Genomic DNA, 24,173 nt, shown 5'->3' on the forward strand with positions numbered 1-24,173 from the left:
AGCTGAAGTCAGGCAAAAAGCAAGTCGCGCCTCTTTCTGCAATCCCCCCTGGAGTACTGCCTTTGGATGCGTCCACCATCAATAGCCTGTTCTTGATCGGCGCATTGCTGGTAGGTGCAAGTATCCTGGTCAGTTCACTCTCCTCGCGCCTGGGCATCCCGATCCTGGTGATCATCCTGGCAGTGGGCATGGTTGCCGGCGTCGACGGCGGCGGCATCATCTTCAACAACTACCCGACCGCCTACCTGGTGGGCAACCTGGCACTGGCCGTGATCCTGCTCGACGGCGGCCTGCGCACCCGCGTCTCGAGTTTTCGCGTGGCCCTGTGGCCGGCGCTGTCGCTGGCCACGGTGGGGGTGATGATCACCACCGGCCTCACCGGCCTGGCCGCCGCCTGGCTGTTCGACCTGAGCCTGATGCAGGGCCTGCTGATCGGCGCCATCGTCGGCTCCACCGACGCCGCCGCGGTGTTCTCGCTGCTGGGCGGCAAGGGCCTCAACGAGCGGGTGACGGCCACCCTGGAAATCGAGTCGGGCAGCAACGACCCGATGGCGGTGTTCCTCACCGTGACCCTGATCGAGATGATCGCCAGCGGCCAGAACGGCCTGCACTGGGGCCTGCTCGGCCACCTGGTGCGCGAATTCGGCATCGGCAGCCTGCTGGGCCTGGGCGGCGGCTGGCTGATGCTGCAGCTGGTCAACCGCATGAACCTGGCCGGTGGCCTGTACCCGATCCTGGTGATCAGCGGCGGCCTGGTGGTGTTCGCGCTCACCAACGCCCTGCACGGCAGCGGCTTCCTGGCCGTGTACCTGTGCGGCCTGGTGCTGGGCAACCGGCCGATCCGCAGCCGCCACGGCATCCTGCACATGCTCGACGGCATGGCCTGGCTGGCCCAGATCGGCATGTTCCTGGTGCTGGGCCTGCTGGTCACGCCCCACGACCTGCTACCCATCGCGCTGCCGGCCCTGGGCCTGGCGCTGTGGATGATCCTGTTCGCGCGGCCGCTGTCGGTGATGATCGGCCTGCTGCCATTCAAGGCCTTCCATGGCCGCGAAAAGGTGTTCATCTCGTGGGTCGGCCTGCGCGGCGCGGTGCCGATCATCCTTGCGGTGTTCCCGCTGATGGCCGGGCTGCCGCATGCCCAGCTGTACTTCAACCTGGCCTTCTTCATCGTACTGGTGTCGCTGCTGGTGCAGGGCACCAGCCTGCCGTGGGTGGCGCGCCTGCTCAAGGTGACCGTGCCGCCCGACCCGGCGCCAATCTCGCGCTCGGCCCTGGAAGTGCACATCACCAGCGAGTGGGAGCTGTTCGTGTATCGCCTGGGTGCGGAGAAGTGGTGCATCGGTGCCGCCCTGCGCGAGCTGAAAATGCCCGAAGGCACGCGTATCGCTGCCCTGTTTCGCGGCCAGCAACTGCTCCATCCGTCGGGAAGTACCACCCTCGAAGTCGGCGACCTGCTGTGCGTGATCGGCCACGAACACAACCTGCCGGCGCTGGGCAAGCTGTTCAGCCAGGCGCCGCAACGCGGCCTGGACCTGCGTTTCTTCGGCGACTTCGTGCTCGAAGGTGACGCAGAACTGGGGGCTGTAGCGGCGTTGTACGGTTTGCAGCTCGACGGCCAGGACCCGCACCAGCCGCTGGCGCACTTCATCGAGCAGAAGGTCGGCGGTGCACCGGTGGTGGGCGACCAGATCGAATGGAACAACACCCTGTGGACCGTTGCGCTGATGGAAGGGAACAAGATCCTCAAAGTGGGTATCAAATTCCCCGAAGGTTCTCGACCCGGCCCCGGGTTGTTCCTTTAAACTTCGATTCTCTGCCCGGTTCTACGACGTCTGCCTATGTCCCTGCGCACTGTTGTTAGCGCAGCCCTGCTCGGGCTGTGCCTGTCCCTCTCCTTCGCCCAGGCGGCGGAACCCCCCACCACGGCAAGCGTCCAGCACAGCCTGGACAAGATCGCCGAGCGCAAGCTGCCGGAGGCCGACCAGAAGGCCCTGCAGCAAGTGCTGGAGCAGACCCTTGGCCTGCTGGCCTCGCGCGACGACTACGACAAGCGCCTGGCCGCGCTCAAGCAGCAACTGGCCGACGCCCCGCGCCAGACCAGCGAAAACCAGCGCGAGCTGACCCGGCTCAAGGACACCAAGACCCTGCCCGTGGCGCAGCGCTACGCCAGCATGGGCGTGCCGCAGCTGGAGCAGTTGCTGTCCGAGCGCACCACCCAGCAGGGCGAGCTGCAGAAAGCGCTGTCCGAAGCCAACAGCCTGATCATCAACTCCCAGACCCGCCCCGAGCGCGCCCAGGCCGAGATCAGCAGCAACCAGACCCGCACCCAGCAGATCAACAGCATCCTCAAGCTGGGCAAGGACAACGGCAAGAGCCTCTCGGCCGACCAGCGCAACCAGCTCAATGCCGAACTCGCCTCGCTCAACGCGCTGACCCTGCTGCGCCGCCAGGAACTGGCCGGCAACAGCCTGCTGCAAGACCTGGGCAACAGCCAGCACGACCTGCTGATCGAGCGCGCCACACGCCTTGAGCAGGAGATCCAGGACCTGCAGACGCTGATCAACCAGAAGCGCCTGGCGCAGTCGCAGCAGACCGTCACCGAACAGTCCATCGAGGCACAGAAGGCCGGCGGCAGCAGCGTGCTGGCCACCGAAAGCGCCACCAACCTGAAGCTGTCCGACTACCTGCTGCGCAGCACCGACCGCCTCAACGAGCTGACCCAGCAGAACCTGCAGACCAAGCAGCAGCTCGACAGCCTGACCCAGGCCGACCAGGCACTGGACGAACAGATCAGCGTGCTCAAGGGCAGCCTGTTGCTGTCCAAGATCCTCTACAAGCAGAAGCAGGCCCTGCCGCACCTGAAGGTCGATCGCGACCTGGCCGACCAGATTGCCGACATTCGCCTGTACCAGTTCGAGGTCAACCAGCAGCGCGAGCAGATCAGCAGCCCCAGCAGCTACGTCGACAAGCTGCTGGCCACCCAGCCGCCCGACAGCGTCACCCCACAGTTGCGCAAGGCCCTGCTGGAGGTGGCGATCACCCGCAGCGATTTGCTGGAGCGGCTCAACCGCGAGCTGAGCGCCCTGCTCAACGAATCCATCACCCTGCAACTGAACCAGAAGCAGCTGCTGAGCACCGCACAGAACCTGCGCGGCACCCTCGACGAACAGATGTTCTGGATCCCCAGCAACAAGCCGCTGGACTTCGAATGGCTGCGCAGCGTGCCTGAACGCCTGCAAAAGCAGGTGGTGAGCCTGCCGTGGGGGTCGGGCATCAACGAACTGGCCGACGGCCTGACGCAGCGCCCGCTGCTGTTCCTGCCGCTGCTGTTGCTGATCGGCGCCCTGCTGTGGCGGCGTAAGTACCTGTATGCGCGGCTGAACAAGGTTCACCAGGATGTGGGCCACTTCAAGCGTGACAGCCAGTGGCACACGCCCCAGGCCATTCTGATCAATATCCTGCTGGCGATGCCGCTGAGCCTGGGCCTGGCGCTGTGCGGCTATGCGCTGCAGATCGACGCCCGCGGCCAGAACGCCAACCTGGGCGCCGCGCTGTGGCAGATCGCCCAGGCCTGGCTGGTGTTCTACACCGCCTACCGGATTCTGGCGCCCGGCGGCGTGGCCGAGCTGCACTTTCGCTGGGAAAAGGCCCAGGTCGAGTTCCTGCGCGGCTGGATCCGCCGCCTGGGCAGCGTGGTACTGGCGCTGGTCGGCGTGGTGGCGGTGGCCGAGCACCAGCCCTCGGCGCTGGCCGACGACGTGCTCGGCATCGGTGTGGTACTGACCTGTTACGCACTGATGGCCTGGCTGCTCAGCCGCCTGCTGCTGAGCAGCCCCGCGCACCGCAATACCTCGCTGTTTCGCAAGGCCGTGGGCGTGGCGTTCACGGCGCTTCCGGTGGCGCTGTTCATTGCCGTGTGCTTTGGCTACTACTACACCGCACTCAAGCTCACCGACCGCTTGATCGACACCCTGTACCTGCTGATGTTCTGGCTGGTGATCGAGGCCGCCTTCGTGCGCGGCCTGGCCGTGGCCGCCCGGCGCCTGGCCTACCAGCGCGCACTGAGCAAGCGCCAGGCCACCAAGGAGGGGCTCGATGGCGAGGTGATCGTCGAGGAGCCGACCCTGGACATCGAGCAGGTCAACCAGCAGTCGCTGCGCCTGATCCGCCTGGCCCTGCTGGGCGGCTTCATCGCCGCGCTGTACTGGGTGTGGGCCGACCTGATCAGCGTGTTCGCATACCTCGACAACATCACCCTGTACGAGTACACCAGCGGCACCGGCGCGGCCATGAGCATGGTGCCGATCAGCCTGGGCGACCTGCTCGGGGCACTGGTGATCATCGGCATCACCTTCGCCCTGGCCGGCAACCTGCCGGGGCTGCTCGAGGTGCTGGTGCTGTCACGCCTGAACCTGGCCCAGGGCAGCGCGTATGCGACCACCACGTTGCTGTCGTACGTGATTGCCGGGGTGGGCTTCGTCACCACGCTGTCGACCCTCGGTGTCAGCTGGGACAAGCTGCAATGGCTGGTGGCGGCGCTGTCGGTGGGCCTGGGCTTCGGCATGCAGGAGATCTTCGCCAACTTCATCTCCGGCATCATGATCCTGTTCGAGCGCCCGGTGCGCATCGGCGACACCATCACCATCGGCAACCTGTCGGGCACGGTGAGCAAGATCCGCATCCGCGCCACCACCATCACCGACTTCGACCGCAAGGACATCATCGTCCCCAACAAGACCTTCATCACCGGCCAGTTGATCAACTGGTCGCTGACCGACACCATCACCCGCGTCACCCTCAAGCTGGGCGTGGACTACGGCTCGGACCTGGACCTGGTACGCACCCTGCTGCTGCAGGCAGCCAACGAGAACCCGCGGGTGCTCAAGGAGCCGGCACCGATCGTGTACTTCCTGAACTTCGGCGAGAGTACCCTGGACCACGAACTGCGCATGCACGTGCGTGACCTGGGCGACCGCAACCCGGTACTGGACGAGATCAACCGCTACATCAACAAGGAATTCAAGCGCCAGCACATCAACATCTCGTTCCGCCAGATGGAGGTGTACCTGAAGAACATGCAGGGCCAGGAGTACAAGATGGTACCGGTCGAAGCGCCGAACAAGACCGTGCTGCCCGAGCCCCCCACCGATGCGCCAGGAGATGGCCGTTGAAATCCCTCGACGAACTGACCTTCGACAACCGCTTCGCCCGCCTGGGCGATGCGTTCTCCACCCACGTGCTGCCCGAGCCGATTGCCGAGCCGCGCCTGGTCGTGGCCAGCGACGCGGCCATGGCACTGCTCGACCTGGACCCTACCGAGGCGCATTCCCCGGTGTTCGCCGAGCTGTTCAGCGGACACAAGCTGTGGGCCGAGGCCGAGCCGCGGGCGATGGTGTATTCGGGGCATCAGTTCGGTTCGTACAACCCGCGCCTGGGTGACGGTCGCGGGCTGTTGCTGGGCGAGGTGTGCAACGATGCCGGCGAGCACTGGGACCTGCACCTCAAGGGTGCCGGGCAGACGCCGTATTCACGCATGGGCGATGGCCGTGCGGTGCTGCGCTCGTCGATCCGCGAGTTCCTCGCCTCCGAGGCCCTGCACGCGCTGGGCATCCCCAGCAGCCGCGCGCTGTGCGTGATCGGTTCGAGCACGCCGGTGTGGCGCGAAACCCAGGAGCGCGCGGCGATGGTGCTGCGCCTGGCGCCCAGCCATGTGCGCTTTGGCCACTTCGAATACTTCTACTACACCCGCCAACCCGAGCAGCAGCGCGAGCTGGCCGAGCACGTGCTCAACCTGCACTTTGCCGAGTGCCGCGAGCAACCCGAGCCGTACCTGGCGATGTTCCGTACCATCGTCGAACGCAATGCCGAGTTGATTGCGCGCTGGCAGGCCTATGGTTTCTGCCACGGGGTGATGAACACCGACAACATGTCGATTCTGGGCATCACCTTCGACTTCGGGCCGTTTGCCTTCCTCGACGACTTCGATGCCGGCTTAATCTGCAACCATTCCGACGACCAGGGGCGCTACAGCTTCAGCAACCAGGTGCCGATCGCACACTGGAACCTGAGCGCGCTGGCCCAGGCGCTGACGCCGTTCATCAGCGTCGAGGCGCTGAAGGAAACGCTGGGGCTGTTCCTGCCGTTGTACCAGGCCCATTACCTGGACCTGATGCGTCGACGCCTGGGGCTTACCGAAGCGCGCGATGACGATTCGGCGCTGGTCGAGCGCTTGCTGGGGCTGATGAACAAGGGCGCTGTGGACTACACGCTGTTCTTCCGCAAGCTGGGTGATCAGCCGGCGGCGCAGGCCGTGCGGGTGGTGCGCGACGATTTCGTCGACCTGGCCGGGTTCGATGCCTGGGCGGTGGAGTACCTGGCGCGCCTGGACCAGGAGCCGGGCAATGCCGAAGGCCGACGCGCGCGGATGCACGCGGTGAACCCGCTGTACATTCTGCGCAACTACCTGGCGCAGCGTGCCATCGAGGCGGCTGAAGGCGGGGATTACGAGGAAGTGCGACGCCTGCACCAGGTGCTGACACGGCCGTTCGAGGAACAGCCGGGGATGCAGGCCTATGCCGAACGCCCACCCGAGTGGGGCAAGCATCTGGAGATCAGTTGTTCATCCTGATGGGCCGGGGTTGACCGATTCGCCAGCAAGGCTGGCTCCTACAGGTTAGCGCCGTCCGTAGGAGCCAGCCTTGCTGGCGAAAAGACATCAGACCCACCAGTTCAGCAACGTCTCATCCTCGTCGTCATCGAGGTTCTGGTAGATGTTGGCGTAATACCACTGCACCCCCGTCGCCTCCCGAAACCGGTCGAACACCGGGCGAATCGCCTCGAACCCATTGCTCGCCGGCACTGCCAGCGTCAGGTTGCCTTTGTAGCGACCGTCCAGCGTGCCGCCCAGCAACGTCTGCACCTCGCTTTCCAGCGTATCGACGGCATCCTGGGGCAGCTCGTTGGCGTAGATATGAATGCAAAAATTGCCACCCCGGCGCACCACCTCGACATGCTGATCGGGGATGGCCGTGCAGATGATGTCGCCGCGCGCCATGTTCAGCGCCAGCCCCGGCGACGACAGCAGTTCATAGGTATGTTCGCCCACTTCGCGCACCGGCACGCTTTCGAACACCGGCTCGCCGTTCTTCTTTCTGTCGACGAATACGCGAATGTGCGGTGAATGCTGGCAATCCATCGGTCTGTCCCTGGCCTGTTCAGAAAGGCCGCATGCTAAACCATTACAGCCTCTTCGCCAGCATCGCTGGCTTATCTGGCAGGCTATGGCATCTTGCAATCCACCCTCATCACCTCCAGATACCCAACATCACCTGACGCATCCGGACTCCCACCATGACCGACCCCCTCCACATCCCCTGCCCCCACTGCAACGGCCTCAACCGCATCCCCGCCGCACGCCTGAGGGACGCACCCAAGTGCGGGCGCTGCAAGGGTGAGGTGCTGTTGCACAAGCCATTCGAATTGAAACAGGGCGACTACGCCAGCCAGATCAAGGGCGACCTGCCATTGCTGATCGATGTGTGGGCCGACTGGTGCGGGCCCTGCAAGGCGTTCGGCCCGGTCTTCGAACAGGCCGCCGGCCAACTGGCCGGACGCTGCCGCCTGGCCAAGCTCGACAGCGAAGCCAATCAGCAACTGGCCGGGCAACTGGGCATACGCTCCATCCCCAGCCTGATCCTGTTCAAGAACGGCCGCGAAGTGGCGCGCCAGAGCGGCGCCTTTCCACTCCAGCAACTGCTGGAATGGCTGCGCAGCCAGGGGGTCTAGGCGTTTTCCAGCAGCGTATGCAGTTCGACGAACTGCTGGGTCAGCTTGTGCCGCGGTTCCAGGTGAATCAGCGGCAGGCTGGCCTGGTGGGACTCGCGCATCTTCACCGAGCTGTTGAGGTACACCGGCAGCACCGGCAAGCCTTCGGCAATCAGTTCGTCGAGCATCTGCTGCGGCAGGCTGGCGCGCGCCTGGAACTGGTTGACCACGATGCCCTCGACTTCCAGGCCCTCGTTGTGGTCTTCCTTGAGCTCTTCGATCTCGGCCAGCAGGCCGTACAGCGCCTGACGCGAGAAGCTGTCGCAGTCGAAGGGGATCAATACGCGATCGGCGGCGATCAACGCTGAAACCGCATAGAAGTTCAACGCAGGCGGGGTGTCCAGGTAGATGCGGTCGTAATCGTCGGACAGCTCGTCCAGCAGCTTTCGCAGCTTGTTGATCTTGTGCTTGGCCTCGAGCTTGGGCTGCAGGTCGGCCAGCTCTGCCGTGGCGGTCACCACATGCAGGTTGTCGAACGGGGTTTCATAGATGTCGACCTTGTTCTTCTTGGCGAACGGCCCCGAGGACAGGGTCTGCTTGAAGAAGTCGGCAATGCCCATGGGAATGTCCTCGCCGGTCAGGCCGGTGAGGTACTGGGTCGAGTTGGCCTGGGCGTCCAGGTCGATCAACAGGGTTCGATAGCCTTCGTTGGCACTGACGGCCGCCAGGTTGCAGGCAATGCTCGACTTGCCCACGCCACCTTTCTGATTGAACACCACGCGCCGCATGAACAGACCTCCATGTGAAAGGAACTACCGAGTATGTGAGGGTTGCGCCGGTTTAGCCAGTGCCTTTCAGCCCTGCGCCTGGGCCTGGCGGATCAACAGTTCGGTGAACGCCCGGGCCATCGCCGACACGTCCTCGCGCCGCTGCGCCAGCCATACCGCTGTCACCGCGTCGGCGTCGAGCAAGGTGCGGTACGCCACCCCGTCGATGCGCATGCGCTTGAACGACGCCGGCAGCACCGACACCCCAAGCCCCGCCGATACCAGGCCGATGATGGTCATGGCCTCGCCTGCCTCCTGGGCAAAGTGCGGGCTGAAGCCGGCCGAGCGCGCCAGGCTGAGCAACTGCGCGTGCAGGCCGCTGCCGTAGCTGCGCGGGAAGAACACGAACGGCTCCTGGGCCAGGGCCGCCAGCGGCAGGCCCTGCTCGTTGCCCTGGGCCAGCGGGTGCGCGGCATTGAGCACCGCCACCAGCGGCTCGCGGAACAGTTCGGTGATCACCACGCCATCGGGCACGCTCATCGGGCGCATCAGGCCGACCTCGATGGACTCGTCGAGCAAGGCATCCACCACGTCGCGGCTGCTCATTTCCTTGAGGTTCAGGTGCACCGCCGGGAAGCGCTGGCGAAACGCATTGATGGCCTTGGGGATGCTGGAGTTGAACGGCGCCGAGGAGGTGAAGCCGATCTTCATCTCACCCAGCTCGCCGAGCTGGGCACGCCGCGCCACGTCGGCGGCCTTGTCGACCTGCGCCAGCACCTGGCGCGCCTCGTCGAGAAACAGCCGGCCGGCTTCGCTGAGTGCCACCCGTCGGTTGGTACGCTCGAACAGGCGTGCACCCAGCTCCTGCTCCAGGGCCTGGATCTGCTGGCTCAGCGGCGGTTGAGAGATGCCCAGTTGCTGTGCGGCACGGCCAAAATGCAGCTCTTCGGCCACGGCGATGAAGTAGCGAAGGTGGCGCAGTTCCATGGCAACTCCAATAGGTCGTAAAACCTCTTAAACAGGTCGAACAATATATTGGAAAAGATCAATAGCCAGCTATATGCTTTTTTCACTGCCTGCGAGGCCGTGCCCCTTTCGAGGTCCCCGTGAAAACTGCTGTTGCCCATGAGCTGCCCCCTGCCCCGGCGAACACCACCGCCCCCCTGAACGAAAGCTGGATCGAGAAAGGCACCCCTGCGTTCATGCGCACGGTGCTGGCATTGTTCTGTGGCGGCTTTGCCACCTTCGCCCTGCTGTACTGCGTGCAGCCGATGATGCCGCTGCTGTCCCACGAGTTCTCCATCAATGCCGCCCAGAGCAGCCTGGTGCTGTCGGTGTCGACCGGCCTGCTGGCGTTCGGGCTGCTGGTGACCGGGCCGATTTCCGACCGCGTCGGGCGCAAGCCGGTGATGGTGTTCGCCCTGTTCTGCGCCGCGCTGTGCACCATCGCCAGCGCATTGATGCCCAGCTGGCACGGCGTGCTGGCCATGCGTGCCCTGGTGGGCCTGTCGCTGAGCGGGCTGGCGGCGGTGGCCATGACCTACCTGAGCGAAGAGATTCATCCGCAGCACATCGGCCTGGCCATGGGGCTGTACATCGGCGGCAACGCGATCGGCGGCATGAGCGGGCGCCTGATCACCGGGGTACTGATCGACTTCGTCAGCTGGCACACCGCGATGCTGGTGATCGGCGGCCTGGCACTGGTCGCGGCGGCAGTGTTCTGGAGGATCCTGCCCGAGTCGCGCAACTTCAGTGCACGCTCGATGAACCCGCGCAGCCTGCTGAACGGCTTCACCCAGCACTTTCGCGACGCCGGGCTGCCGTGGCTGTTTCTGGAAGCGTTTCTGCTGATGGGCGCCTTCGTCACGCTGTTCAACTACATCGGCTACCGGCTGCTCGCCGAGCCGTACCACATGAGCCAGGCGCTGGTGGGGCTGCTGTCGGTGGTGTACCTGGCCGGCATCTACAGCTCGGCGCAGATCGGCGCACTGTCGGACAAGCTGGGGCGGCGCAAGGTGTTCTGGATGAGCATCCTGCTGATGTTCGGTGGGTTGCTGCTGACGCTGTTCTCGCCCCTGGTGCTGGTGATCGTCGGCATGCTGGTGTTCACCTTCGGCTTCTTTGGCGCGCATTCGGTGGCCAGCAGCTGGATCGGCCGGCGTGCGCTCACGGCCAAGGGGCAGGCCTCTTCGCTGTACCTTTTCAGCTACTACGCGGGGTCGAGCGTGGCGGGCACGGCAGGCGGGGTGTTCTGGCATTACGGTGGGTGGAACGGCATCGGGCTGTTCATCGGCAGCCTGCTGGTGATCGCACTGCTGGTGGCGTTGCACCTGAGCAAGCTGCCGGCGCTGCCGGGGAATGTGAAGGGCTGATACCCCTCGCCGGCAAGGCCGGCTCCTACCAGGAGCCGGCCTTGCCGGCGAAGCTGTTCAGTTGATGATTTCGACCAGGTCGACATCGATCTCGCGGGACATCAGGTTCTTCTCGACCTCACCGGTCAGCTTGACCTTGGTCTTGTCGTTGAAGGCCACCGCCGGCAAGTCTTCGTTGTCGATCTCGACGGTGATGGTGCCGCTGGCATCCTTGAATTCGTACTTGTCGTCGTTGTTGAGCTTCTTGACCACAAAGCCCTGCAGTACCACCGGAGTGTCGTCGGCGGCGTCGTTGGCTGCCGCGACCGTGGTGACCGGCTGGGCGCCAGGGCCGGTGTAGCCGGCGGCCATCGCGCCAGTGGTGAACAGCGGGGCAAGCAGCAGAGCCAGGTAACGAGTTTTCATGGTGGGCATTCCGTTTCAAGTGGGGATGCGCTCAGGTTAATCCCCACGCCTGAACTGAAGCTTAATGCGCGATGGTGGGAAACCCGATCAGGCCAGCAACGCGGTGAGGCTCAGAATCGGCATAAGGATGGCCAGCCCGATGAACAGCATCACACCGCCCGTCATCGCCAGCATCAATGGCTCAAACAGGCCCAGGGCTCGTTCAACCCTTACGTCCGACAGCAAACCGTGCCACCTCAGTCGACGCCGCAGTGCGTGCAACGCGAGCCGTGCGAACACGCCGGCGGCGACCAGCACACCGGCAAACGGCAGCGCAAAGCGCTGCCCGCTCTCGTTCAGCGCCATCGAAATGCGGATCGTGGCCGGCAACGCCTGCTGGTGATGGGCGAATATCTGCACGACATCAGGGATCACGACACCCAGCAGGAACGCGAAGATGGCCAGCACGGCGCACATCAGGATCGCCGGACACAGCAACGCCAGGCGGATGCCCTGACGCGTCAGTTGCTGGTTGTCACCGTGCTCGGCAAGCCGTTGGCAGGTTGCCGCCAGCAGGGGATGCTGTACTGCGCGGGTATCCTTGGGCACGGGTTCCTTCCTTGAATGGCACGGCTGTGCATCGAGGTCGGAATGGTAAGGGAGGGGGCTTGGACGGGCAGTAGGACGGATCGGCGGGGGAGCGTGAAAAGTCAGTGGCGGGGCCGCGATACGCGGCACCCGCCAGGCAGTTGCCCGTTACTGGTGGTACTGCGCCGACAGTTCGTGCACGGCGTGGATGAAGGCACCGGCATGTTCCGGATCGACTTCCGGGGTGATGCCATGGCCCAGGTTGAACACGTGGCCGGTACCGTGGCCATAGCTGGCCAGGATACGCCCGACTTCGGCGCGGATGGCCTCGGGCTTGGCGTAGAGCACGGTCGGGTCCATGTTGCCCTGCAGGGCCACCTTGCTGCCCACGCGCTGGCGCGCCTCACCGATGTCGCAGGTCCAGTCCAGGCCCAGCGCGTCGGCGCCGGCATCAGCAATGCTTTCCAGCCACAGGCCGCCGTTCTTGGTGAACAGGATCACCGGCACCTTGCGCCCTTCGTGCTCGCGGATCAGGCCGCTGACGATCTTGCGCATGTAGGCCAGGGAGAACTCCTGGTACGCCGCCGCCGACAGGTTGCCACCCCAGGTGTCGAAGATCTGCACGGCCTGTGCGCCGGCCAGGATCTGCCCGTTGAGGTAGCTGACCACCGACTGGGCGAGCTTGTCGAGCAGCAGGTGCATGGCCTGCGGGTTGTCGTAGAGCATGGCCTTGGTCTTGCGAAAGTCCTTGGACGAGCCGCCTTCGACCATGTAGGTGGCCAGGGTCCACGGGCTGCCGGAGAAGCCGATCAGCGGCACACGGCCGTTGAGCTCGCGGCGGATGGTGCTGACCGCATCCATCACGTAGCCCAGGTCCTTTTGCGGGTCGGGGATCGGCAGCGCCTCGATGTCGGCCAGGGTGCTGATGACTTTCTTGAAGCGCGGGCCTTCGCCGGTTTCGAAATACAGGCCCTGGCCCATGGCATCAGGGATGGTCAGGATGTCCGAGAACAGGATCGCGGCGTCCAGCGGGTAGCGGTCCAGCGGCTGCATCGTGACCTCGCAGGCGAACTGCGGGTTCATGCACAGGCTCATGAAGTCACCGGCCTTGGCGCGGCTGGCGCGGTACTCCGGCAGGTAGCGGCCGGCCTGGCGCATCATCCACACCGGGGTGACGTCTACGGGTTGCTTGAGCAGGGCGCGCAGAAAACGATCGTTCTTCAAGGCAGTCATGTCGGCATCCGGAAAAAAAGTGGGGGCATTTTCTCAGACACCAACGTAAAAGGCACGGTATGAACCGTGCCTTTTGTCTATCGACCTGTGGTAGGTCAATAGATTTAGTTAAAAGCTTCGCCGGCAAGGCCGGCTCCTACAGGTTTGGCAGGAGCCAGCCTTGCCGGCGAAGAGGCCCGATCAGACCTCCAGGTAGTCCAGAATCCCCTCGGCGGCATTGCGCCCCTCGAAGATAGCCGTCACCACTAGGTCCGAACCGCGCACCATGTCGCCACCGGCAAACACCTTGGGGTTGCTGGTCTGGTGCTTGAAGCGGTTCTGCTCCGGCGCCACCACACGGCCCTGGCTGTCGGTCTGGATGCTGAACTGCTCGAACCACGGCGCAGGGCTGGGGCGGAAACCGAAGGCGATGACCACAGCGTCCGCCGGGATGATCTCTTCGGAACCCGGAATCGGCTCCGGGCTGCGACGGCCACGGGCATCCGGCTCGCCGAGACGGGTCTCGACCACCTTCACGCCCTCGACCTTGTCTTCACCCACGATCGCGATCGGCTGGCGGTTGTAGAGGAACTTCACGCCCTCCTCCTTGGCGTTCTTCACCTCCTTGCGCGAGCCGGGCATGTTCGCCTCGTCACGCCGGTAGGCACAGGTCACGGCCTTGGCGCCCTGGCGGATGGAGGTGCGGTTGCAGTCCATCGCGGTGTCGCCGCCGCCCAGCACCACGACCTTCTTGTCCTTCATGTCGACGAAGTCTTGCGGGGACTTTTCAAAGCCCAGGTTGCGGTTGACGTTGGCGATCAGAAAATCCAGCGCGTCGTGCACACCCGGCAGGTCTTCGCCAGGGAAGCCACCCTTCATGTAGGTGTAGGTGCCCATGCCCATGAACACCGCATCGAACTCCTCGAGCAACTGGTCCATGGTGACGTCCTTGCCCACCTCGGTGTTCAGGCGGAACTCGATGCCCATGCCGGTGAAGACTTCGCGGCGGTTGCTGAGCACGGTCTTTTCCAGCTTGAACTCGGGGATGCCGAAGGTCAGCAGGCCGCCGATCTCGGGGTTCTTGTCGAACACCACCGGGGTTACCCCGCCGCGCACCAGCACGTCGGCACAACCCAGGCCCGCCGGGCCGGCACCGATCACCGCGACGCGCTTGCCGGTGGGCACCACCTTGGACATGTCCGGGCGCCAGCCCATGGCGAAGGCGGTGTCGGTGATGTACTTCTCCACCGAGCCGATGGTCACCGCGCCGAAGCCGTCGTTGAGGGTACAGGCACCCTCGCACAGGCGATCCTGCGGGCACACCCGGCCGCACACTTCGGGCAGGGTGTTGGTCTGGTGCGACAGCTCCGCAGCGGCGAGGATGTTGCCCTCCGACACCAGCTTGAGCCAGTTGGGAATGAAGTTGTGCACCGGGCACTTCCATTCGCAGTACGGGTTGCCACAGCCCAGGCAGCGGTGGGCCTGTTCGGCCGACTGCTGGGGTTTGAAGGGCTCGTAGATTTCCACGAACTCTTTCTTGCGTTGACGCAACAGTTTCTTCTTCGGATCCTTGCGCCCGACCTCGATGAACTGGAAGTCATTACTCAGACGTTCAGCCATGTTCAAAACCTCATCAAACTCTTCAGGCGCATATCACTGCGGGTTGGCACGGGTGCTGGACAGCAGGTTCTTCAGGTTGGCCGCCTTCGGCTTGACCAGCCAGAAGCGACGCACGTAGTCATCCAGGTTTTCCCAGAGCTCACGACCCCATTCGCTGTTGGTTTCTTCGACGTATTCACCCAGCACGCGCTGCAGGTGGCTGCGATAAGCCTCCATCGCCTCGCCGCTGATACGCTGGATCTCCACCAGTTCGTGGTTGACCTTGTCGACGAAGCTGTTGTCCTGGTCGAGCACGTAGGCAAAACCACCGGTCATCCCGGAACCGAAGTTGTAACCGGTCTTGCCCAATACGCAGACAAAGCCCCCGGTCATGTATTCACAGCAGTGATCGCCCGTGCCCTCGACGATGGCGTGGGCACCGGAGTTGCGCACCGCGAAGCGCTCACCCGCGGTACCGGCGGCGAACAGCTTGCCGCCCGTGGCGCCGTACAGACAGGTGTTGCCGACGATGGCGCTGTGCTGGGTTTCGAACGGGCTGCCCGCTGGCGGCACGATCACCAGTTTGCCGCCGGTCATGCCCTTGCCGACATAGTCGTTGGCATCACCTTCGAGGTACATGTTCAGGCCACCGGCGTTCCACACCCCGAAGCTCTGCCCGGCAGTGCCCTTGAAGCGGAAGGTCAGCGGCGCCTTGGCCATGCCCTGGTTGCCGTGCAGGCGGGCAATTTCACCGGAGATCCGCGCGCCGATGGAGCGGTCGCAGTTGCAGATATCCAGCTCGAACTCGCCGCCGGCCAGGTCACGGATCGCCGGCAGGGCGATCTGCACCATCTTCTCGGCCAGCACGCCCTTGTCGAACGGCGGGTTGCGGTCCACTTCGCAGAACTGCGGCTTGTCGGCCGGAACGTGCGGGCTGCCCAGCAAAGGGCTGAGGTCCAGGTGCTTCTGCTTCTCGGTTTCACCGGGGAGCATTTCCAGCAGGTCGGTACGCCCGATCAGCTCGCCCAGGCTGCGCACGCCCAGCCTGGCCAGCCATTCACGGGTTTCCTCGGCCACGTAGGTGAAGAAGTTGACCACCATGTCGACGGTGCCGATGTAGTGGTCCTTGCGCAGTTTTTCGTTCTGCGTGGCCACGCCGGTGGCGCAGTTGTTCAGGTGGCAGATGCGCAGGTACTTGCAGCCCAGGGCGATCATCGGTGCGGTGCCGAAGCCGAAGCTCTCGGCGCCGAGGATCGCGGCCTTGACCACGTCCAGGCCGGTTTTCAGGCCGCCATCGGTCTGTACCCGCACCTTGCCGCGCAGGTCGTTGCCGCGCAGGGTCTGGTGGGTTTCGGCCAGGCCCAGTTCCCACGGTGCACCGGCATACTTGATGGAGGTCAGCGGCGAGGCGCCGGTACCACCGTCGTAGCCGGAGATGGTGATCAGGTCGGCATAGGCCTTGGCCACGCCGGCGGCGATGGTGCCTACCCCGGCTTCGGCCACCAGCTTGACCGAGACCAGCGCCTGCGGGTTGACCTGCTTCAGGTCGAAGATCAGCTGCGAGAGGTCTTCGATCGAGTAGATGTCATGGTGCGGCGGTGGCGAGATCAGGGTCACGCCCGGCACCGCATAGCGCAGCCTGGCGATCAGGCCGTTGACCTTGCCGCCCGGCAGCTGGCCGCCCTCGCCCGGCTTGGCGCCCTGGGCCACCTTGATCTGCAGCACTTCGGCGTTGACCAGGTATTCGGGAGTGACGCCGAAGCGGCCGGTGGCCACCTGCTTGATCTTGGAACTGCGGATGGTGCCGTAGCGGGCCGGGTCTTCGCCGCCCTCGCCGGAGTTGGAGCGCGCGCCCAGGCGGTTCATCGCCTCGGCCAGGGCTTCGTGGGCCTCAGGCGACAGCGCGCCCAGGGAAATACCCGCCGAGTCGAAGCGCTTGAGGATGGCCTCCAGCGGCTCGACTTCGCTCAGGTCCAGCGGCTGCTCCAGGGTTTTCACCTTGAGCAGGTCGCGGATCATCGACACCGGACGCTTGTCGACCAGTGCGGTGTATTCCTTGAACTTGGCGTAGTCGCCCTGCTGCACGGCAGCTTGCAGGGTATTGACCACGTCCGGGTTGTAGGCGTGGTATTCGCCACCGTGCACGAACTTGAGCAGGCCGCCCTGCTGGATCGGCTTGCGCGGGCTCCAGGCTTCGGCGGCCAGCAGCTTCTGCTCGTTCTCGATGTCGACGAAGCGCGCGCCCTTGAGGCGGCTGGCCACGCCACGGAAGCTGAGGTTGACCACTTCCTCGGACAGGCCCACGGCTTCGAACAGCTGCGCGCCCCGGTAGGAACCGATGGTCGAGATGCCCATCTTGGAGAGGATCTTGAGCAGGCCCTTGGAGATGCCCTTGCGGTAGTACTTGAACACTTCGTCCAGGTCACCGAGCACTTCGCCGGTGCGGATCAGGTCGGCCAGCACTTCGTAGGCAAGATACGGGTACACCGCCGAGGCGCCGAACCCGATCAGCACCGCGTAGTGGTGTGGATCGCGGGCGGTGGCGGTCTCGACCAGGATGTTGCTGTCGCAGCGCAGGCCCAGTTCGGTCAGGCGATGGTGCACGGCGCCCACGGCCAGCGACGCATGCACCGGCAGCTTGCCGGGTGCGATATGACGGTCGCTCAGCACCAGCTGGGTCTTGCCGCTGCGCACGGCTTCTTCGGCCTGTTCGGTGATGTTGCGCACGGCCGCTTCCAGGCCGATGCTTTCCTCGTAGTTGAGGTCGATCACCTGGCGTTCGAAGCCCGGGCGGTCGAGGTTCATCAGCGAGCGCCACTTGGCCGGCGAAATCACCGGCGAGCTGAGAATCACCCGCGAGGCGTGCTCGGGGGACTCCTGGAAGATGTTGCGCTCGGCACCCAGGCAGATCTCCAGCGACATCACGATGGCTTCGCGCAGCGGGTCGATCGGCGGGTTGGTGACCTGCGCGAACTGCTGGCGGAAGTAGTCGTAGGTGGAACGCACGCGTTGCGACAGGATCGCCATCGGCGTGTCGTCGCCCATCGAGCCCACGGCTTCCTGGCCCTGCTCACCCAAGGGGCGCAGCACCTGGTCACGCTCCTCGAAGGTGACCTGGAACATCTTCATGTACTGCTTGAGCTGGTCGCCGTCGTAGCTGGCCACGCCCTGGTCGTCGCTCAGGTCGGCCTGGATGCGCAGGGCATTCTGGCGCAACCAGCGCTTGTACGGGTGGCGCGACTTGAGGCGGTTGTCGATCGCATCGGTGTCGAGGATCTGGCCGGTCTCGGTGTCGACCGCGAAAATCTGCCCCGGGCCCACGCGGCCCTTGGCGATGACGTCTTCGGGCTTGTAGTCCCACACGCCGATTTCCGACGCCAGGGTGATATAGCCGTTCTTGGTGGTGACCCAGCGCGCCGGGCGCAGGCCGTTGCGGTCGAGCAGGCACACGGCATGGCGGCCTTCGGTGAGCACGATGCCCGCCGGGCCGTCCCAGGCTTCCATGTGCATGGAGTTGTATTCATAGAACGCGCGCAGGTCGGGGTCCATGGTCTCGACGTTCTGCCAGGCCGGCGGTACCAGCATGCGCACGCCACGGAACAGGTCGATGCCACCGGTGACCATCAGCTCGAGCATGTTGTCCATCGACGAGGAGTCGGAGCCCACGCGGTTGACCAGCGGGCCGAGCTCTTCCAGATCCGGGATCAGGTCGTTGGCGAACTTGGTACGCCGCGCCTGGGCCCAGTTGCGGTTGCCGGTGATGGTATTGATCTCGCCGTTGTGGGCGAGGAAGCGAAATGGCTGGGCCAGCGGCCATTTGGGCAGGGTATTGGTGGAGAAGCGCTGGTGGAACACGCAGATCGCCGTCTGCAGGCGCTCGTCGCTCAGGTCCGGATAGAAGGCGGTGAGGTCCGCCGGCATCATCAGGCCTTTGTAGATGATGGTCTTGTGCGAAAAGCTGCAGATGTAGTGTTCGGCATCGGCGGCGTTGGCCACCGACGAGCGACGCCGGGCACTGAACAGCTTGATCGCGAATTCCTGATCGCTCAGGCCTTCGCCACCGACGAACACCTGCTCGATCTGCGGCAGGCGCTCCAGCGCCAGGCGACCGAGCACGCTGGTGTCGATCGGCACCTTGCGCCAGCCCACCAGGCTCAGGCCTGCAGCGAGGATCTCGCGGTTCATGTTGTCGCGCGCGGCTTCGGCCTTGGCGGTGTCCTGGTTGAAGAACACCATGCCGACCGCGTACTGGCGGGGCAGCTCGCTGCCGAACTGTTCCAGGGCCACGGCCCGCAGGAACCGATCGGGCTTCTGCATCAGCAGCCCGCAGCCGTCGCCGGTCTTGCCGTCGGCGTTGATCCCACCACGGTGGGTCATGCAGGTCAGGGCCTGGATAGCCGTTTGCAAAAGGTGGTGGCTGGGTTCGCCCGTCATATGGGCGATCAGGCCGAAACCACAGTTATCCTTGAATTCTTCGGGATGGTACAGACCTGTTTTCATAGACACTTTCTCACCAGGTTCGCCTCTCACCAAGGCAAATCTCTTTTTAATACAACCACTTACCATCCACGCCGAACGAACGTCAGCTTTGCGGGGGCAATACGGATGCCATTGTTGCACAGCGACAGTGAAGCCCACAAATTTACTGACGCATCAGTGAAAATCCATGTCGCATTTTTGAATGTTTTTATACAAGAATCCGTGGTAACGGAATTGCTTGAGTCTGAAGCGTTTCAGCCTGGACTGCAACAGGGGCTTGTGGCCGGCAGTCTGGGACAGAAAAGCCTGCCGCGTGTTACGCAGCAGGCTAGACCGGGGTTCAGGAGTCGCTCAGCAGGTGGCGGGGGTAGTGCCACCCGACCATGTATCAGCGGGTCGCAGCCAGTTCTTGTTGGACGCTGGCAACGGTACGAGGCCAAGGTTTACCAGCCTGGACCTTGGCTGGCAAGGTTTTGATTGCAGCGACGGCTGCATCGCGGCTGGAGAAGTTGCCGTAGGTGATCACGTACAGGGGTTTGCCCTGCAGGGTTTTCTTGAAGTAGCGATAGTCGCCACCCTCGGCCTTGACGAACGCCTGGGCCGATGCCTCGGAACTGGTGCCCAGGATCTGCACCACGTAGTTGCCTGGCGCCTGGCCGCTGTACCAGCTACCGCCCGCAGCGGGCTTGGCAGCGGGTTTTTCTGCAGGTTTGGGTGCTGGCTTGGCCGTGGCCACCTGCACGGGTGCAGGGGCGGGCTTGGCGGCAGGTGCAACCGGCTTGCTGGCCACTGGCGCGGCAGGCTGCTGCGCCGGTACAACCGGCTGGGCCATCGTAGGCGCCGGGCCTGCAGTGACACCGGCGGGCGGTGCAGTGGTGGTAACGGTAGGCGGCTGCAGTGCAGTGTCGCCAGCCGGGCCGGATTCCTCGCCATCACCCATGCCGGCCGCCTCGGCCAGCGGGCCGCGCATCACCGGCTGGGACTGGCCCACCAGTGGCAGCGGCATCGGCTGCGAAGAACCGGCGAACTCGATGGCCGGGCCACCGTTGTTCGACTGGGCATTGCCCGGCTTGCCCTGGCCCAGGGGCAGTTGCGCCTGCTCGGCAGGCGCAGTGGCCGGCGCCTGGTCGCCCTTCTTGGGCATCAGCACGGCTGCCGCCACGGCAACCACTACCACGGCAGACAACGCCAGCACGTGTTTCTTCGGCATATTGAACCCCATTGATGGTCGCTTCACCGGCGAGCGGGTGGCGAGCATGGCTTCGATCATGGTATCGCGGGCCACCTGGTTGATTGCTCCAGGCCAGCCGTCCGAGTTTTCGTGAATCTCGGCGATCTGCTCGCTGGTGAACACCTCGATGCCACGCCCGGCACCTTCCAGACGCTGCTCCAGGTATTCCCGGGTTTCGTCCTCGGTGTAGGGCTGCAACTCGATGACGTGGAAACGCTCCTGCTCGGCATTGAGTTCATCCAGGGCTGCGATCAGTGACGGCTCGCCGAACAGGAACACGTGCGGGCGACCTTCCGGTGTGCCCGCCGCCAGTTCCAGCAAGGCTTGGAGTGCCGACTCGCCAAGTTGTTCCGCATCGTCCACCAGCAAGTAGACTTCCTGACCGGTCAGCGCCAGCTGCACGATCTGGGCGAGGATCTCGGTGACTTGCGCCTTGGCCACATTCAGCGACTGCGCTACCTGGGCCAGCAGGCCGGCTGCATCGCCGGCGCCACGCGCCGAAACCACCACGCTGAGCACCGACTGCTTGTTGGTGCTGGCCACAAGGGCCTGGCGCAGCAGGGTCTTGCCGCTGCCCAGAGGGCCTGTGACCACCAGCAGCAGCTGGCTGTAGCGGGCCAGGTGATGCAACTGGCCCAGCACCGGCTTGCGCTGGGCAGGGAAGAACTTGAAGCCAGGCACCCGCGCAGCGAAGGGGTCATGGTTCAACTGGTAATGGCCGAGAAAGGCCTCGTCGGCATGCAAACTAGTCATCGAACTCTCGTCAACCTCAAAGCTGGGCCACGATTGCGCGGTAATCCGCCGCCAGCGTGGCCTGAAGAATCTCTTGCGGATAGTCGTCGGTCACCACGGCTTCGCCCATATGGCGCAGCAGGACCAGGCGCAGACGACCGTCGAGCACCTTTTTATCGACCGCCATGTGTTCCATGAAGTGGGCCGGGGTCATTTCGGCCGGAGGCACCACCGGCAGGCCGGCGCGCTGGAACAGGCGAATGCCGCGGTCGCGCTGCGCCTGGCTGATCCAGCCCAGGCGCATGGACATTTCCAGGGCCATTACCGTGCCAGCCGCCACGGCTTCACCGTGCAGCCACACACCATAGCCCATGTGGGTTTCGATGGCGTGGCCAAAGGTGTGACCGAGATTGAGCGTGGCACGCACGCCCGACTCGCGCTCGTCAGCCCCCACCACGGCCGCCTTGGCCTCGCAGGAGCGCTGGATGGCGCGGGTCAGTGCAGCCTGGTCGAGCGCACGCAGCGCATCGACATTGTCTTCGAGCCAGCCCAGAAACGGCTCGTCGCAGATCAGGCCGTACTTGATCACCTCGGCCAGGCCCGCCGACAGCTCGCGCGGCGGCAGGCTCTTGAGGCTGGCGGTATCGATCAGCACCGCGTTGGGCTGATAGAAGGCACCGACCATGTTCTTGCCCAGCGGGTGGTTGATGCCGGTCTTGCCGCCCACCGACGAGTCCACCTGGGACAGCAGCGTGGTGGGCACCTGGATGAAGTCCACGCCGCGCTGGTAGCAGGCGGCGGCAAAGCCGGCCATGTCGCCGATCACCCCGCCGCCCAGGGCGATCACGGTGGTGCGACGGTCGTGACGTGCCGTCAGCAGGGCGTCGAAGATCAGTTGCAGGGTTTCCCAGTTCTTGAAGGCCTCGCCATCGGGCAGCACCACCGGCAGTACCGAATAGGCCCCCAGGCTGTGGGTGAGGCGTTGCAGGTAAAGGGGCGCGACAGTCTCGTTGGATACGATGGCGACCTGCTTGCCGGCAATGTGCGGCGCCAGCAGTTCAGGCTGATCCAGCAGGCCTTCGCCGATGTAGATCGGGTAGCTGCGTTCGCCCAGTTCGACCTTAAGTGTCTGCATGTGTCCCCACAAAGAACAAAGGCGCGGCATCGAAGACCCGACCCGCGCAATAACGAAGTGCCCTGCCAGGGCATGACTGGCCGCCGAGGATAGTCAAGCCTTAACGGGGCGGCAACTTCTGCAAGCGCTCCAGAATATCCAGAACCACCATGCGCGGCGGCCGCTCGTCGGTTTCCACCACCAGGTCGGCGATTTCCCGATAAAGCGGGTCGCGCAACTCGAGCAAGGCACGCAGCGTGGCCTCCGGGTTGGCCGTGCGCAGCAGCGGCCGGTTGCGGTCACGGGCCGTACGCCCCACCTGCTGCTCCACCGAGGCGTGCAGGTAGATCACGCGCCCCCCGGCATGCAGCGCCGCACGGTTGGCATCGCGCATCACCGCGCCGCCGCCGGTGGCCAGCACCACACCGTCGGCCTCGCACAGCTCGGCGATCATCGCCTGCTCGCGATCACGAAAGCCGGGCTCGCCTTCCTTGTCGAAGATCCACGGGATGTTGGCGCCCGTGCGCAGCTCAATTTCCTTGTCGGAATCCTTGAACGGCAGGCGCAGCTCTTTGGCCAGCAAGCGACCGATGGTGCTCTTACCGGCACCCATCGGCCCTACAAGTATCAAATTTCGCACAGAATCAACGACTCACAGCAATCGCCCGGTCACTCATGATACGCGGAGTCAGGAAGACCAGCAGCTCGGATTTTTTCTCTTGGATGACAGCGCGACGAAACAGCCGCCCAACATACGGCACATCGCCGAAAAATGGCACCTTGTCGACAACATTACTTTGCACGGTGGCATACACCCCGCCGATCACGATGGTCTCGCCATCCCCCACCTGAACCTTGGCATTCACCTCGTTCTTGCGGATCGGCGGCACGCTGTTGAGGGCATTGAGGTAGTCCGGCTCGTCCTTGGTGACCTTGACCGTCATGATCACCCGGTTGTCGGCCGTGATCTGCGGGGTCACCTCCAGCGACAGCGAGGCCTCGCGAAAGGTGGTGGACGTAGTGCCGTTGGCGCCCGACTCCTGATACGGCACCTCGGTACCCTTGAGAATGCGCGCGGTTTCCTTGTCGGCGGTGACCACCTTGGGCTGGGAGATGATTTCGCCATTGCCGGTCTTTTCCATCGCGCTGAGCTCCAGGTCGAGCAGCACACTGTCGCGCACCAACCCCAGGCCGATACCCGAGGTGGCCCGTTCCACCCCCAGGTCGACGAACGGCAGCCCGTCGGCGGCCAACCCGCCTGCGCGCAGGCCGCCGCCCAGTTGCACCGCCCCGCCCCAGCGCACCCCCAGGCTTTTTTCGTAATCGACATTGGCCTCGACGATGCGCGCCTCGATCATCACCTGGCGAACCGGTACATCAAGCTGCGCGAGCAGCCGCCGCAGGTCGGCCAGGCGTGCCGACGGCTGGCTGGCAATGATGGTGTTGGTGCGCTCGTCGACCGTGATCGCGCCGGGGTCGTCGTCCTCGACCATGGCCTGGAACAGCTGCACGATGTCCCCGGCCCGCGCATGGCTGACCGTGAGCAGTTCGCGCACCAGCGTTGGCGGGGCCTGCGCCGCACGGGCCTGGGTATCGTGCCCGGCCAGTTCGGCCAAAGGCGCCACCAGCAGCACGTTGCCCTCCTGACGCCGACCCAGGCCCTTGCTGCGCAGCACCAGGTCCAGTGCCTGTTCCCAGGGCACCTCGTGCAGGCGCAGGGTCACCTTGCCCTGCACTGCATCACTGGCCACCAGGTTGACCCCGGTGAAGTCGGCCAGCACCTTGAGCACCGAACGCACCTCGACATCCTGGAAACTCAACGACAGCGGCTCGCCGCCATACCCTGCCCCCTCGGCCCCAAGGCCTGCACCTGCTACCGGCAGCGCCACCATCAATACCGCACACAGGCTGAACATCCTGTTCATCCA

17 protein-coding genes are annotated in these 24,173 nt (G+C 64.5%); 5 read left to right on the forward strand and 12 right to left on the reverse strand.

What is annotated here, in order from left to right; genetic code table 11:
- The first annotated feature begins 62 nt into the window (after window positions 1-62).
- The 3 genes from N0B28_RS24495 to N0B28_RS24505 are packed head-to-tail and all read left to right on the forward strand — an operon-like array spanning window position 63 to window position 6,631.
- Window positions 63-1,805 carry a potassium/proton antiporter gene (locus N0B28_RS24495; protein ID WP_043860372.1) on the forward strand — a complete coding sequence of 581 codons (1,743 nt, stop codon included), beginning with the start codon at window positions 63-65 and terminating at the stop codon, window positions 1,803-1,805.
- Window positions 1,806-1,841: 36 nt separating this feature from the next.
- A complete protein-coding gene (mscK, locus tag N0B28_RS24500) occupies window positions 1,842-5,174 on the forward strand; it encodes a mechanosensitive channel MscK (protein ID WP_043860373.1) in 3,333 nt (1,110 codons plus the stop codon).
- Complete coding sequence (locus N0B28_RS24505) at window positions 5,171-6,631, forward strand: protein adenylyltransferase SelO (protein WP_275729357.1); 1,461 nt, start codon at window positions 5,171-5,173, stop codon at window positions 6,629-6,631. The genes mscK and N0B28_RS24505 overlap by 4 nt, the downstream gene beginning before the upstream one ends.
- An 87-nt stretch (window positions 6,632-6,718) precedes the next feature.
- On the opposite strand, the gene N0B28_RS24510 is transcribed toward N0B28_RS24505, so the two are convergent.
- Window positions 6,719-7,198 carry a DUF4265 domain-containing protein gene (locus N0B28_RS24510; protein WP_229588960.1) on the reverse strand — a complete coding sequence of 160 codons (480 nt, stop codon included), beginning with the start codon at window positions 7,196-7,198 and terminating at the stop codon, window positions 6,719-6,721.
- Between the two features lie 155 nt (window positions 7,199-7,353).
- Here N0B28_RS24510 and trxC point away from each other — a divergent pair, with 155 nt between their 5' ends.
- Window positions 7,354-7,788: a thioredoxin TrxC gene (trxC, locus tag N0B28_RS24515; RefSeq protein ID WP_054915555.1), complete on the forward strand. Its 435-nt coding sequence runs from the start codon at window positions 7,354-7,356 to the stop codon at window positions 7,786-7,788.
- On the opposite strand, the gene N0B28_RS24520 is transcribed toward trxC, so the two are convergent.
- A complete protein-coding gene (locus tag N0B28_RS24520) occupies window positions 7,785-8,555 on the reverse strand; it encodes a ParA family protein (protein WP_043859929.1) in 771 nt (256 codons plus the stop codon). The two genes, trxC and N0B28_RS24520, sit on opposite strands and share 4 nt — an antisense overlap.
- Window positions 8,556-8,621: 66 nt before the next feature.
- On the reverse strand, window positions 8,622-9,521 hold the full coding sequence (locus N0B28_RS24525; protein WP_253086233.1) for a LysR family transcriptional regulator: 900 nt from the start codon (window positions 9,519-9,521) through the stop codon (window positions 8,622-8,624).
- Window positions 9,522-9,736: 215 nt separating this feature from the next.
- Between N0B28_RS24525 and N0B28_RS24530 the strand changes: the two genes are divergently transcribed.
- On the forward strand, window positions 9,737-10,906 hold the full coding sequence (locus N0B28_RS24530; RefSeq protein WP_168186837.1) for an MFS transporter: 1,170 nt from the start codon (window positions 9,737-9,739) through the stop codon (window positions 10,904-10,906).
- 57 nt (window positions 10,907-10,963) lie between these two features.
- Here N0B28_RS24530 and N0B28_RS24535 read toward each other — a convergent pair whose 3' ends face one another.
- The 9 genes from N0B28_RS24535 to pilQ form a co-directional block, all read right to left on the reverse strand.
- Window positions 10,964-11,311 (reverse strand): NirD/YgiW/YdeI family stress tolerance protein, encoded by a 348-nt coding sequence (locus N0B28_RS24535; RefSeq protein WP_043859932.1) that lies wholly within the window; start codon window positions 11,309-11,311, stop codon window positions 10,964-10,966.
- A gap of 87 nt (window positions 11,312-11,398) precedes the next feature.
- Complete coding sequence (locus N0B28_RS24540; RefSeq protein WP_116052377.1) at window positions 11,399-11,899, reverse strand: hypothetical protein; 501 nt, start codon at window positions 11,897-11,899, stop codon at window positions 11,399-11,401.
- A gap of 147 nt (window positions 11,900-12,046) precedes the next feature.
- Window positions 12,047-13,111 carry a uroporphyrinogen decarboxylase gene (gene hemE, locus N0B28_RS24545; protein WP_043859934.1) on the reverse strand — a complete coding sequence of 355 codons (1,065 nt, stop codon included), beginning with the start codon at window positions 13,109-13,111 and terminating at the stop codon, window positions 12,047-12,049.
- A 180-nt stretch (window positions 13,112-13,291) separates the two neighbouring features.
- A complete protein-coding gene (locus N0B28_RS24550) occupies window positions 13,292-14,710 on the reverse strand; it encodes an FAD-dependent oxidoreductase (RefSeq protein WP_043859935.1) in 1,419 nt (472 codons plus the stop codon).
- A gap of 33 nt (window positions 14,711-14,743) precedes the next feature.
- Window positions 14,744-19,189 carry a glutamate synthase large subunit gene (gltB, locus tag N0B28_RS24555; RefSeq protein WP_275729362.1) on the reverse strand — a complete coding sequence of 1,482 codons (4,446 nt, stop codon included), beginning with the start codon at window positions 19,187-19,189 and terminating at the stop codon, window positions 14,744-14,746.
- A 367-nt stretch (window positions 19,190-19,556) separates the two neighbouring features.
- Window positions 19,557-21,152, reverse strand: coding sequence for an AAA family ATPase (locus N0B28_RS24560; RefSeq protein WP_043859937.1), 1,596 nt, complete (start codon window positions 21,150-21,152; stop codon window positions 19,557-19,559).
- A gap of 16 nt (window positions 21,153-21,168) precedes the next feature.
- A complete protein-coding gene (gene aroB / locus N0B28_RS24565) occupies window positions 21,169-22,266 on the reverse strand; it encodes a 3-dehydroquinate synthase (RefSeq protein WP_043859938.1) in 1,098 nt (365 codons plus the stop codon).
- A gap of 100 nt (window positions 22,267-22,366) precedes the next feature.
- On the reverse strand, window positions 22,367-22,885 hold the full coding sequence (gene aroK / locus N0B28_RS24570) for a shikimate kinase AroK (RefSeq protein ID WP_043859939.1): 519 nt from the start codon (window positions 22,883-22,885) through the stop codon (window positions 22,367-22,369).
- 4 nt (window positions 22,886-22,889) lie between these two features.
- Window positions 22,890-24,137 carry a type IV pilus secretin PilQ gene (gene pilQ / locus N0B28_RS24575; protein ID WP_235593729.1) on the reverse strand — a complete coding sequence of 416 codons (1,248 nt, stop codon included), beginning with the start codon at window positions 24,135-24,137 and terminating at the stop codon, window positions 22,890-22,892.
- Between the last annotated feature and the right edge of the window lie 36 nt (window positions 24,138-24,173).

It is taken from the genome of Pseudomonas sp. SD17-1 (assembly GCF_029201585.1).
Classification (GTDB): domain Bacteria; phylum Pseudomonadota; class Gammaproteobacteria; order Pseudomonadales; family Pseudomonadaceae; genus Aquipseudomonas; species Aquipseudomonas palmensis.